Annotated in this window: 8 protein-coding genes; 1 reads left to right on the top strand and 7 read right to left on the bottom strand. The window is 51.1% G+C overall.

Features of this window, described 5'->3' with window-relative positions; genetic code table 11:
• Window positions 1-224: 224 nt before the first annotated feature.
• The 4 genes from ACJJIC_RS08900 to ACJJIC_RS08885 all read right to left on the bottom strand — a co-directional run bounded on the left by ACJJIC_RS08900 (window position 225) and on the right by ACJJIC_RS08885 (window position 8,687).
• The gene (locus tag ACJJIC_RS08900; RefSeq protein ID WP_445356793.1) at window positions 225-4,253 is read right to left on the bottom strand and encodes a translocation/assembly module TamB domain-containing protein; all 4,029 of its coding nucleotides are present in this window, start codon (window positions 4,251-4,253) and stop codon (window positions 225-227) included.
• The gene (locus ACJJIC_RS08895) at window positions 4,253-6,088 is read right to left on the bottom strand and encodes an autotransporter assembly complex protein TamA (RefSeq protein WP_445356792.1); all 1,836 of its coding nucleotides are present in this window, start codon (window positions 6,086-6,088) and stop codon (window positions 4,253-4,255) included. The genes ACJJIC_RS08900 and ACJJIC_RS08895 overlap by 1 nt, the downstream gene beginning before the upstream one ends.
• A 130-nt stretch (window positions 6,089-6,218) precedes the next feature.
• The gene (locus tag ACJJIC_RS08890; RefSeq protein ID WP_252082736.1) at window positions 6,219-6,599 is read right to left on the bottom strand and encodes a hypothetical protein; all 381 of its coding nucleotides are present in this window, start codon (window positions 6,597-6,599) and stop codon (window positions 6,219-6,221) included.
• Between the two features lie 108 nt (window positions 6,600-6,707).
• Window positions 6,708-8,687, bottom strand: a complete 1,980-nt coding sequence (locus tag ACJJIC_RS08885; RefSeq protein ID WP_445356791.1) for an acetoacetate--CoA ligase — start codon at window positions 8,685-8,687, stop codon at window positions 6,708-6,710.
• A gap of 157 nt (window positions 8,688-8,844) precedes the next feature.
• Between ACJJIC_RS08885 and ACJJIC_RS08880 the strand changes: the two genes are divergently transcribed.
• The gene (locus tag ACJJIC_RS08880; RefSeq protein ID WP_445356790.1) at window positions 8,845-9,726 is read left to right on the top strand and encodes a LysR family transcriptional regulator; all 882 of its coding nucleotides are present in this window, start codon (window positions 8,845-8,847) and stop codon (window positions 9,724-9,726) included.
• A gap of 38 nt (window positions 9,727-9,764) precedes the next feature.
• Here ACJJIC_RS08880 and ACJJIC_RS08875 read toward each other — a convergent pair whose 3' ends face one another.
• From ACJJIC_RS08875 to thiE, 3 genes are all read right to left on the bottom strand, one after another.
• A complete protein-coding gene (locus tag ACJJIC_RS08875) occupies window positions 9,765-10,238 on the bottom strand; it encodes a Dps family protein (protein WP_020413578.1) in 474 nt (157 codons plus the stop codon).
• A gap of 342 nt (window positions 10,239-10,580) precedes the next feature.
• Window positions 10,581-11,330: a HesA/MoeB/ThiF family protein gene (locus ACJJIC_RS08870; RefSeq protein WP_445356789.1), complete on the bottom strand. Its 750-nt coding sequence runs from the start codon at window positions 11,328-11,330 to the stop codon at window positions 10,581-10,583.
• Entirely contained in the window at window positions 11,324-12,877 is a 1,554-nt protein-coding gene (thiE, locus tag ACJJIC_RS08865) for a thiamine phosphate synthase (protein ID WP_445356788.1), read from the bottom strand. Before thiE ends, ACJJIC_RS08870 begins: the two co-directional genes overlap by 7 nt.
• Window positions 12,878-12,881: the final 4 nt, after the last annotated feature.

The raw sequence follows: 12,881 nt of genomic DNA, 5'->3' as shown, positions 1-12,881 counted from the left end.
CATCCCTTACCACTCCCCATAAAAAAGCAAAAAGAAAGTAATTCAGCCATTTATATATAGTCTTTGAGAATATCAAAATCTCAAAAAACCGATAAAATAATTGAATCATTCTATGATCCAGCCAAAAGTTCTTTTTACGAAAAGACTTAAATAAAGCGAGTTATCAGCCGCCAAGTCGAAAGCAAGCCCTTTCATTCTTATTGATAACTTTTAATAATTGTAAATTAATAATCCTTCTTCCATTGCAATTCCACACTACCGGAGCCACTATCGCCCTCGTCCGCTGTTTTAAACTCCAGATTAAGGTCTTCGCCTATCTCTATCTGCATTTCTGCCTGCCAGGGGCTTAGGGGATCAGTACTACGTTGCAACTCTACATAGATACGGTTGGTAATATATTTTCCCAGGCTCAGAGCATACTCATCCCCCTCATCACCTTCCTCTTGCTCAATATTCAGAGTATCCAGCCGCAACAATTCCCGGGTTTTGGCTACCGGGTCTAACACAGCACGTCCGGTTTGCAAGCTGCGAACCACACTCACTAAACGCACCGCCTGCAGCGGAGAAATATCTGACAAGGACTTACCAAACAACAGCTGAGCTAAGATTTCATCCTGGGAAGCTGAGGGATCAGAGCTGAAAGTAATATCCATATCTGTTGCAGAACCAGAAATATTTGCTGTGATTTCACCGTCGCTATATTTGTAAACGCCTTCGACAAATACAGCCACTTCGTTATTTTCAAAGCGTATCTCCCCTTCCTGCAAATTAAATTTCTTACCTAGTAGATCAAAGCTACCTCTCACAATGGTCAGCTTTCCTGAAGCCTCGGGTTTGGCCGCAGTTCCACGAATATCCACCTGACCACGCAGTTGGGAATTGAGCCCCAGACCACGCACATAAGATTGCTGGTCTAAAACCACTTCCACTCCCAAACTAATCTTACTGAGTAGCGGTGGAGCGCGCTCCACTTGTGGGCCATCCACCTGGACTTCTACCACCTGGATTTCCGGAACACTGCTACCGATCCACTGTTCAATCTGTACCGCTAATGGACGTAAAGTAAAGCGCCCGGTAATTTCCGCATCCTGGCTGGAGCCGGACAGAATTGCCTCTCCCGAGATGGCACCGCGCACCCCCGGAGTATTTAACAAGTGTGCTCTATTCAGGTTTAAATTGAGGCTCATCTGTGGTGGTGACTGCTCAGGGAAGAACACCGCTCCTCCCAGGTTAATCGTACCGCCATCCACAACAGTGGCACTGCCACGCTCAATACGCCATTCCTCTGGTGTAAGGCGCATATAAAAATCGATATCGGCAATGCGCGTGTGACTGGGCCGGTGCTCATAGCTGGCCCCGCTGAGTTCTATCGCACCATTGAGCCGGGGCGCGCCAAGCGTGCCTGCACCATCAGCAGAGAAACTCAACAGGCCCCGCATAACATTTACCCTGGGGTCCATAAACTCCGCAACCACAGACAAGTCTGCAGTACCATCACTGACTAACTGCAGGGGAACATCACTTATAGGTCCAGATGGGTTATCTGCGAACAATCGCTCCATGATGGGTGTAATAAGCAGGCTAGCGCTGCTATCTACTGCGCGTCGATTGCCATGATCAGCTACCAGAGACACTTGCAACTCAGCGCCCTCGGTATACCACTCCAGGGCCATAGAGAGCGGCTGTACCTGAACCCGCCCTTTTTCCCTGCCTGGCATATAGCCGCTGAGACGCAGATCGCCCTCAAGCTGTGGCTGACGTGGGCTACCGGTAATACTCACATGCAGGGAGATATCCCCTTGATCGGGGATATTAAATGCTACCTCACGGGAGAGATCTTCCAGAGAAGCCCTACCTAAAACTTGCAGGTCCAGACGTTGTTCATTGAGGCTGCCATGGACCGACAATTGGTTACGTCCCGCCCACAAAAACTCCAGCCCCTCAACAATCAAACTCTTATCGGCATAATCCAGAGCGCCCTGCAGCACCCAGGGCTCATAGCGGTAACCGCCCTGCGCTAGCACACTGGCCCTTACCTCCGGGTTAGTAAGCGCCCCTCTAATTTCTCCATCCAGACTCAGCTCACCCTCCATAGTACTGGGCAATACTGCTCCAAACACTTCCACCAAGCTCAAGGGTAAGTTACGCACATTCACTCCCACCTGGAGCTGGTCCTGTTTAGGCTCAATTACTCCCTGCGCCTCCACCAATACGACGCCCTGCTTCCCCAGACGCTGTGCTTCCTCGGCCAGGGCTGTCAGGCGACTCGCGCTCTGCTCAGGCTGTACCGCGCCCTTGGCGATACCGGGGATAATCACTGGCGATTGCGGGCCCTGAAACTGTCGTGAACCAAAGTAGTTCATAGTGCCGTTGGCAAAGAGTTCCAGTCGCAAGCCTTGCAGGTCAATTTTTTCCAGGTTTCCGCTGGCATCACCTTTCAGGTTATAGCGGTATTCTTGAACCAGACCATCGGATTCCAGGCTGGCATTCAAGTAGGGATTAGACCAAGGGCCCTCGACACCCAGCAGCCCCTTTAAACCCAGGCTAACCCCCTGTGCAGAGACAAATCCGAGATCTTCGTAAGGGCTGAGGTTGCGAATATCCAAATGCAGCTGCAAATTCAGTATTTTTGCCTCGATATCCACCGAGCCGCCACCGAATACATTCAGCTTTTCCCCCACCAAGCTCAGATCAGTAATTGTCAGCCCCTGTAAATTACCCTTCACCTTGCCCGTCAACTCATTTTGTAGGCCTCGGTAAGCGGTAACAGCACTCACATCCCCATCAAAAACCGGTTTATCCCAGGGCCCTTTTATCTGTAGCTGAAGTTGATGCAGGGTCCCAGAGAAGTCATCGGGGATTTTTAGTGCTTCTGTTTGCGGTAAAGCAGATAGCAATCGACGAATCTCTTCAACCCCCAGCTCTTGCGCCGCTACATTGATGTCCAGGGACTTGTTGTCGGTATCAATAGCGCCCGCCGTACGAATTTGCGCACCGGCAAACGCCAGTCGAAGGGACTCCAACAGAATAACCCCCTGATCAGTATTCACCTCACCCAGCAGACTCAGTGGCTGCTCCCGATAGTGACTATTCAGCTCAATCTGACCAGAGATACTGGGTAGTGGCAGTGTACCGGATAGGGTTAAATCAGCACTAAACCAGCCACTGGGTAATAGCTCTTGCCAAGGGCGGGAGAGGGTAATTGGCAGGCGGTTGAGGTGAAGCTCAGCACTGATCTCATTTGCACCAATACTGCCTGAAACAGTGCTGCGCCGCCCATCCACCTGCAACCAAATACCTTCGGAGTGAATGCGCCAGGGAAAAAGGTCAATTAGCAGGCTACCGGTCAATGCCAATTGATGCTGGGAAAGTGGAATGGAAATAGACTCTATATCGATCTGTACCTGCTCATCGCGACGGCGCAGAGCAATTGTGCCACGTGTATCCAATGCCTGCCCTTTCGGCAGGTGTAGCTGGCGACCCACAAAGCCCTGAGCTGTTTCACTGGCCGAAAAGTCCAGAACAAACCGCCCCGGCTGCTGCTCCCGCCCCTCGGCAATAAACTGCAGATCACCGCCTTTTAACTCGCGAACTTCCAGCTGCAACTGAGTGGGCTGCCCCTCCCAGCGATACAGGCTATTAGCGGATACAGAGAGCGCTGGAATATCGCTGACTTTGCTGCTAATTAACTGCAATCGCTCAAGCTTTAACTCTCCTAAGCGAAAACTCGGCAACAGGGCTTCCCAGCTGGAGGTTTTTACTGTGTCCGCCTCATCCTCTACTACTTGTGCAGTTTCTTGCTCTGCTTCAGTCAAGGATTTAAGTAATTCATCCAGCACATCGAGATTCAGCAGAATATCTTTGGCGGCGATACGCTCAATATTGACTGGATTACTGGAAAAACTCTGTAGCTGAAACTCCAGCTGGCTTCCCTCTGCCAGGGTATTGTTCTCAAAATCGACCCGAAGACGTTCAAAAAACCAGGCCCCGAGGCGCTCGCTGCCAATCCCTTCAGCCTCAATCGTAAGGCCGTTGATTACCTGTTCTGCACCGTAAAAAGCCGTGCGGGTCAAATTAACCCGCCCCTGCTCTGTGCCTAGAAAGTAAATTAATGAAAGCAGAATAAATAGCACCAGACCCGTGATCAGGTAGCCCCCGGCTCCGAGGGAACGCCACAACCCCCGCAAAAAGCCTCGCAAAAAACCTAGCAGTGCGCCAGCAAAGCACAGAGCCAATACACTCCATCTGGACATCAAAATGCCTGCCCCAGGCTGACATAGACCTGGTAGTGATCATCTACTCCGTCGCGCCTATCCAGAGGAAAGGCTAAGTCAAAGCGGATAGGAGCGAAGGAGGTATTGTAGCGAACACCAAATCCCGCCCCCCAGAAGAGGTTAGAGAAGTTAGGGCGTGGATTCTCATAGGCATTTCCTCCATCGAGAAACAGGACTCCGCCCCAAGTTTCACTAAAGCGGAAACGCCCTTCAATTGAAATTTCGCTGAGGCCGCGCCCACCGATCGCATCGGACAGGGATTCCTGGCCGTCCTCATTAATTTCAACAATACGTGGACCCAACTCCTGGTACCCATAGCCTCGTACTGAACCACCCCCACCTGCATAAAAGCGTTCATCCGCCGGCAGTTCCAAATTGGGTGCGCCAGTAATGGCGCCGGCCTTGATACGCAATGCTAAAGTTGGTTCGTAGCGCGCCGATAGCGCCGTTTTATAAGCGGTTAACTGCAGGATATTTTTGACAAAAGAAGTACTGTTATTTTTGAGATCCACATAGGGCTTAATCTCCAGTGCTGTGGTGGCGCCACGACGGGCATCCAGAGGCTTATCTGTTGTGTTTAACTTAAAACCCAACGGGAACGCCAATAAATGATAATTTTCATCCGGGTCCCCATCCTCCACAGCACCATCTACTTTTTCATCCACACGGCTGAATTTCAGTTCAGCCCCACCACTGATGGTACGGTGCTTACTCAGCTTGCGCGATACCAGCCCCTTAAGGGTCAAGGCCTTGGAACTGTAGGAGTCTACATCCTCACCGGTTAAGGCCACACTCGCAGTAAAGCGCTGTTTATCCCTAAAAAAACGCGGTATGGTCAACTTACTCTCTAGAGTTTGCTTGACCTTGTTCACTTTACTCTCCACTTCCAGCTTTTCGCCACGGTGAAAAATATTGCGATGTTCCCAGCTGGCAGATACACCGGGGCCCTCATCAGAGGTGTACCCCACCCCCAAAGTAATAGTGCGGTGGTTGCGCTCCTGCACAATAAAGATGACATCAACCAGACCGTTATAGGGCTCTGATATCTGGTGAGTTACATTGGAAATTAAATTAGTGCGCAATAAACGCAATTGAGCCGCATCCAGCTTACTGCGACTGAAACAATCCCCAGGGTTAATATTCAACTTACTGCGCAAATAGTCATCTTCAACAGAAGTGGCACCAAGGATTTCTACCTCACCCACCAACACCTCTGGACTGGGTGCCACACGGTACACCAAACGTGCAGCAGCCTCCTGGTGAATCACTGTAGCTTGATAGGTAACATCGACATTGAGCAGACAGGCATTATCATTAAGGTATCTGGTGATGGTCTGCACACCTTCGAGTACCTCATCTGCCTGTAATGGATCGCCGATAGAAATAGGCAAGCCGGGAAAGCCCGCCCGCAGATTCGCGGGCATTTCAATATCCAGGCTCTTTATCAAATACTGAGGACCGGGAATTACTTGGTAAATAATTTCACTACCCTGCACCGATTCCCGTACAGTAGCATCGTAATACCCCTCAGCGCGCAGTAATTTTTCCAGATTTCCACGCTCATAATGAGCGATATCCCGCAGGTTTTCATAACTCTCAAGGGCGCTACTATTCTTACGCAACTCATTGAGCTCTTTAGTCAATTTTTCCTGCAATTGCGGGTCGCCCTGCACAAACAGTGAAAAAGCGGGAAGTTTGGAAAAAAAAGGAATGGCTACTGCCTGCTGGAAGGGCAGTAATACAAAACCGATAAGCAGGAAGGCAAAGAGAACTCGCAAAATATTAATCCGTTGACTACGGCGGCTAGTCCGCATACTCCCGGGTATCCATCCCTTCACACCTGATAATGACCCGGTACAGATATTGCCCGGGTAGAGTTTGCCGACGAGAGACGATATAGCTAATAGTCCCGTTTTAATCGCCGGCGGAGAGAAAGCAAATGGTTTATGGCTGGCTGCTAGTGCTCGGGCTGCCAAGTAACGGATTACAGTCTTTGATAATCACCCGCCCCTCGAGAATATTGCCCTTGGAGTATTCAGTAAAAATACATTGATTGGTTTTGGGGTCGTAGTTCTCGATCCAGAGGTTATCCTCTTTCCAGGTGGCGCCAATATGCCGGTAACCGTCAGGTACAGAAATACGCATCACACCACCGAAGCGTTTTACAAAGACCTGTTCATAGTGGAAGTAATAAGCCAGCCAGCCTGCAAAGAAGAAAACTGCAGCCACAATGGCGCCAATTTTCAAGCTGCCCATGCGGCTGCCAGCAAAGAGGGAGAGAATAACCAGAGCGATAACCGCTGCCCAGTAGAGATAGGTAACCATACTTGCTCTTCTGCCTTGAATTTATTGGTATTACTACAGGGCAAGGGTAGCGCAGAACCGAGTCAAACAAAATGACGCCCGTCTACGCGCCCTCCCCCCTTAATCTCTTTAGTCTTCCGCCAAGGCTGGCAAATTTTCATAGAGTGCCAGAGCCTCTGGGTTGGCGAGGGCTTCTATATTCTTAACCGCCTTACCATGCACGACATTGCGAACCGCCAACTCAACAATTTTTCCACTAATAGTACGCGGAACATCGGCCACCTGAATCACCTTGGCGGGTACGTGGCGCGGGGTCGTATTAGCGCGAATGGTGGAGCGGATTCTCTGCACTAGATCATCATTCAGCTCTACGCCCTCGCGCAACACCACAAACAGTACAACCCGTACATCGTCTTGCCACTGCTGACCGATACAGATGCTATCAAGCACCTCCTCAACTTTCTCTACCTGGCGATAGATCTCGGCAGTACCAATACGCACGCCACCGGGATTCAGTACCGCATCGGAACGACCGTAAATAATCACTCCTCCATGGGTAGTAATTTCTGCATAGTCGCCGTGAGCCCAAACTCCCGGCCAATTTTCGAAGTAGGCGCTGTTATATTTCGCCCCATCGGGATCATTCCAGAAACCGATCGGCATACAAGGGAAAGATTTGGCACACACGAGCTCCCCCTTCTCTGAAGTTACCGGCTTGCCATCGTCATTCCAGACTTCCACAGCCATGCCCAATCCTCGACACTGAAGTTCTCCCGCATAAACTGGCAACGCAGGGTTACCCAAGGCAAAGCAGGAAATAATATCCGTGCCTCCAGAAATAGAAGACAGGCACAGATCCTCCTTTATATCTCGGTAGACATATAGAAAGCCTTCATGAGCCAGTGGCGAGCCTGTAGACAGTACCGCGCGCAGCTTCTCCAATTTGTGGCTTTCGCGGGGCTTACAGCCGCTCTTTTCCAAGGCGGCGATATACTTGGCACTGGTGCCAAATACGCTGATGCCCTCCTCATCCGCCAAATCCCACAAGCTCCTAGCCTCTGGATAGAAGGGAGAGCCATCGAACAGCACCAGGGTTGCACCACAAGCCAAGCCACTTACCAGCCAGTTCCACATCATCCAGCCGCAAGTAGTGAAGTAGAATAAGGAATCCTCACGACGCAAGTCGCAATGCAGGCGATGCTCCTTCAGGTGTTGAAGCAAGGTGCCACCCACCCCGTGCACTATGCACTTCGGCACCCCAGTAGTTCCTGAGGAATACATGATGTATAGGGGGTGATCGAAAGCGGTCTGAACAAAGGTAAGCTCGCGCTCCGGCGCTGTGGCTTCGAACTCTTGTAGCAACACCGCTTTATCCAGCGGCTCTGCTGCTAGTACTTGAGCTGCTTTCTCCTGCGAGCGGGCAACTGGCACCACCACCAGCTTCTCGATGGAGTCGATACGGGCCACTATCTCGCGCAATCGCGGCAGGGAATCGATCACTTTGCCATTGTAGAAGTAACCTTCGCAGGCGATCAGCACCTTCGGTTCCACCTGGCCGAAACGATCAAACACGCCATTGATACCAAAATCCGGCGAACAGGAAGTCCATATAGCGCCAAGACTGGTGGTTGCCAGCATGGCCACCACGGTATCGATCACATTCGGCATAAAGCCAGCTACACGATCCCCTTCGGATATGCCCTGATTGGCCAGGGCTGAAGCCAAGCGTTCTACCCGACCATATAGCTGCGCGTAGCTGAGCTGGCGACGGCTGCCATTCTCCAGGCGCTCAACCAAAGCCGTCTTATCGTCGCGGTAGCGCAGCAGGTTTTCGGCAAAATTGAGTCGTGCATCGGGGAACCACTCAGCACCCGGCATGTTGTCGTAGCCCAAGATCTCTGCTCCACGCGCACTGGCCTGCACTTCACAGAAATCCCATAAGTCGCTCCAGAAGACCTCACGCTCTTCTACAGACCACTGGTAAAGCGCACTGTAGTCTTCAAGCTGCAGCTGGTGTTTCACATTAACCAGGCGACGAAACTCATCCATTTGGGTGGCGGCTACGGCCTTGGGGCTCGGTTGCCAAAGGGCTTGTGCGTTGTCCTTCATCTCAGCAGACCTTGTAGATTCATTATTCTTGGTGATTGTTTGACCTTCGCCAGGGCGAAAGCGGCAATCATGCCTTGCCCAACGACTTTAAACTATTTTAATCTTTCGATGGTTTCTTTAATAAAATTTAACATTCCCTGAAGTATCTGGAGCCCCAGTGAGCGCTACTATTAAACAACTTCGTGCCTTCGTTGTCGTAGCGCGCAGCCGCAGCTTGGCGCAGGCCAGTGCCCAGTTACACTCTTCCCAGCCGGCGCTCTCTATAGCCATCCGTAATCTGGAAGAAGCCACCGGAGGCCCCCTATTCAGTCGCGATGGTCGCCAACTGGTCTTGACCCCAGAAGGACGCGAGTTCCTGGTTCGTGCGGAACAACTGCTTAATAGCTGGGACCAATCACTGGATGCTATACAGCAGCGCTTCCGCCTGGAACGCGGCCAGCTACGGCTGGCGGTTATCCCCGCTTTTGCCTTAAACCGGGTACCCTCTCTATTGGCTGACTTCCACCAGAAGTTTCCCCAAATCAATATTGTGCTGGAAGATGTGGTTATGGAACGGGTTGTAGAGGCGGTGCAGGAGGGACGCGCGGAATTGGGTATCAGTTTTCGCCCGGATGAACTGCGCGGAATGGAGTTTGTGCCCTTTGAACGCGATCGTTTTATCGCAGTAGTGCCCAAAGAGCACATATTGGCGGAAAAAAAGACAATACGCTGGCGCGACTTGGCCACTCACCCTTTTATATCGATGAACCGTGGATCAGCGGTAAGGCGCTGGACGGATACTGCCTTTAACCAGTGTGGGAAAGCCGCTCAATATGTTTGTGAAGCCAACCAACTAAGCACTATCGGGCAGCTGGTCAGGACAGGCTTGGGAGTCAGTGCCGTACCAAGTCTTTGTGAGGCACAAATGCGAGAGCATGGTTTAACCTGTCTGCCTCTCTCCGCTCCGGCGGTGACACAGGAAGTTGGCACGCTGCTCAAAAGCCGCGGCAACCTCTCTGCACCCGCCGGTGCTTTCCTGGAGTTACTCACCGAGCAGTAAGCACCGCAGGAACAGTAACTTGCCCAGAGGGCCAGTCACTACTTGCTGCTGGTGGCGCGCAGCATCCAGGCAGTTTTTTCATGGACACTCATACGATCGGATACCAGGGCAATAGTCGATTCATCCTCTCCCTTTTGCGCAGCTTTTAATACATCGCGGCAAGTTTTAATCACTTGCTCATGGCCCTTGGTGAGAATTTTCACCATATCCTCGGCTGCGGGAATTTCCACAACTTCTTTAATAGAGCTCAACTGCCCAAAAGCCTGGTAGGTGCCTGGCGCAGAAACCCCCAAGGTGCGAATCCGCTCGGCAATATCATCTACCGCGGTGGCCAGCTCGTTATACTGCTCTTCAAACATCAGGTGCAGTTCACGAAAAAATGGCCCGGTAACATTCCAATGGAAGTTGTGCGTTTGCAGGTACAGAGTGTAACTATCCGCCAGCAAGTGCTTGAGACCACCAGCGATCTTTTCCCTATCTTTTTCGCTAATACCAATATCGATTTTTTTCATTAAACAAATCCTTCTTCCAATACTTTTGTCACCGAAGTGGTTGTGATGCCATTCTGATAGCTTTAAAGATTTCTCACAAGCTATCGGGTTGATAGCTTATCTATATAGCCGAGCCAAGTTTATAAGACACTAAAAAGGCAAACATATTTATCCAGGCAACTAACTCGAAATATACCTTGAGTCTGGCGGAACCCTGCTCTAGAGCAACTGTAGGTCTAAAGTAAAAAGATAATTATTACGCCAAAAAAGGAGCAAAAATAAAGCATATTGGCTATGCATACGCTCATATTGCCAGCCCTGTATAAATCTACTGAAAGAAAAATTTAAGAGGAAACAAAGTTGCTAGGTATTACAAACCGGGCAATTACTATGGCTCGGCAGCTGCAAAGTTTGCAGAGCTAAGCTTTCCGTCTCGATTAAGTGCAATTTATTCAAGCTCGATACCGGCAACCCTACCAAGTACTTCATGGCCTCCAGAGCCTGCATACTGCCAACGACCCCCAATGCAGGACCGATCACCCCTGCTGTAGCGCAGTTCTGGACTTCAGCCTGCTCCTGGGGCGGAAACAGGCAGGCATAACAGGGGCCGTTTCCTTCAGAAAAATCAAAACTAATCAGCTGGCCGGAAAACCCCTGCACCGATGCCATTACCACCGGACACCCTGCCTGATAACAAACCCGGTTGATCGTATGGCGGATTTCCAGGTTATCGGTGCAGTCCAACACCAGATCCACCTGTTTTACCTGCTCACGCAGCCAGGATTCATTCGCCATTTGGCTGTGGGGGTGAATGCGAATAGTTGGATTGGCTGCAGCCAATTGTTGTGCAGCCACTATGGCTTTGGATTTTCCCTGGTGATTGGTTTTGTACAAAACCTGGCGCTGTAAATTGGAGAGGTCGATATGATCACCGTCTACCAGGTGCAGCTCTCCAATACCGGCTGCGGCCAGATACATCGCTGCCGGGCTGCCGAGCCCACCTAAACCAACAATCATAATTCGCGCAGAAGACAGCTTTTTCTGTCCCTCTTCACCCACTTGGGGCAACATTATCTGGCGACTGTAACGCTGTAATTCCTTACTACTTAACATGGCTCTACTTCCGCATGCTTTCCTTTCAACAGGACATTAAAATCGGCAACCGCCTGCTTGTAATCTTCCGCTTTAGTAATAGCGCTGACCACGGCGATACTGCCAACACCGCTAGCGATAACCTCACTGGCCCGTTGCATATTAATACCACCAATTGCCACGAGTGGATAATCGGGCAATAGTGCTGCCATTCGCGCAAGTTTCTGCACGCCCTGCAACTGATCCGACATATCCTTGGTGTTGGTCGCATAAATTGCACCAATCGCTAAGTAGCTGGGGCGATAACGATAGGCCAACAGTAATTCATAGAAGCCGTGGGTACTGATACCCAGTTTTAATCCTGCCGCTTGAATTGCCCTCAGATCAGCAGATTGCAAATCCTCCTGGCCCAAATGCACACCGTAGGCGCCGCACTCAATCGCCAACTGCCAGTAATCATTGATAAACAGGCGCAGGTTATACGTCCTGCCAATAGCCACTGCACGCTCAATCTGTGCGCACAGGTCCCCACCCGGATTCTTTATTCGCAACTGTAAAGTACGCACCCCCAGCTCAGCCAGACGCTGCAACCACTCCACCGTATCCACAACCGGATATAAGCCCAATGCTTGAGTATCTGTTTCAGCAAACCCTCGAACAAGAGGTCGGACAGTATCAAAGCCATAATCCAGAGCACGCTCTTCTCCCGGCACCAAAATCTCCGGAAAGTCGATTAAATCCAGGGGCCAGCCACAGTGGCCTACAGGTCCAGCACCAGCGCCGATATGTGCATTATTTCCCCGGCGCAAGCCCCGCTGTACATAGGCTTTACCCACAACGCAGGCATCTCGCAACGGATAGCCCAAAGCGCGACAAGCGGCAATAGCGGAGGACAGGGTGCAGCCAGTGCCATGTGTGCCTGTACTGGACACTTCCCGGCCAATAAACCAATCGGCTTTTTCACCATCCAACAGTAAGTCGGTAACTTCTCCCGCACGCAATTGCGTATGGCCGCCGGTAACTAAAATTGCGGTACCGCCGTGAGCGTGTAACTGACGCGCAGCCTGCACAATAGATTCCGCACCCGTGACACTGGCTCCGGTAAGCCATTCCAATTCATGTAAATTGGGAGTGACCAGATCACACTGTGGCATCAACTGAGCCAACACCGTTGCGGTAATATCCCCTTCGGTGAGCCCGGCTCCGTTGGTAGCAACAGCAACCGGGTCGTAAATAACCGGAACCGGCTGCACCGCTTTCAGCTGGCGCAAGAAATCTGTCACCGCAACAACTTGTTCAGCATTCGCTAGCAGACCGATTTTAATTGCGGCAGGAAATAGATCCCACTGTAAGGCCCGCAATTGTGAAGCCAAGACCTCTAGGGAAACTGTATTAATTGCAGTTACTTCCACCGTATTCTGTGCGGTATTGGCCGTGATAACACTGCAACCATGGCAGCCTAGATCGGCAAAAGTCAGCAGGTCCGCCTGAATGCCGGCGCCACCGCCGGAGTCACTGCCGGCAATGGTCCAGACAATTGGCTTTTTCAATTGGAGTTGATCGCGCATAAAA

The organism is Microbulbifer mixtoriginis (SeqCode), assembly GCF_052468275.1.
The sequence above is the reverse complement of the archived record's forward strand: the minus strand, read 5'-3'. Positions and strand labels throughout refer to the sequence as shown.

Bases quoted from the DNA above. Each gene is read 5' to 3' on its own strand.
- ACJJIC_RS08895 (WP_445356792.1), bottom strand. From the start codon at position 6,088: ATGCGGACTAGCCGCCGTAGTCAACGGATTAATATTTTGCGAGTTCTC.
- thiE (WP_445356788.1), bottom strand. From the start codon at position 12,877: ATGCGCGATCAACTCCAATTGAAAAAGCCAATTGTCTGGACCATTGCC.
- ACJJIC_RS08885 (WP_445356791.1), bottom strand. From the start codon at position 8,687: ATGAAGGACAACGCACAAGCCCTTTGGCAACCGAGCCCCAAGGCCGTA.
- ACJJIC_RS08900 (WP_445356793.1), bottom strand. From the start codon at position 4,253: ATGTCCAGATGGAGTGTATTGGCTCTGTGCTTTGCTGGCGCACTGCTA.
- ACJJIC_RS08890 (WP_252082736.1), bottom strand. From the start codon at position 6,599: ATGGTTACCTATCTCTACTGGGCAGCGGTTATCGCTCTGGTTATTCTC.
- ACJJIC_RS08875 (WP_020413578.1), bottom strand. From the start codon at position 10,238: ATGAAAAAAATCGATATTGGTATTAGCGAAAAAGATAGGGAAAAGATC.
- ACJJIC_RS08870 (WP_445356789.1), bottom strand. From the start codon at position 11,330: ATGTTAAGTAGTAAGGAATTACAGCGTTACAGTCGCCAGATAATGTTG.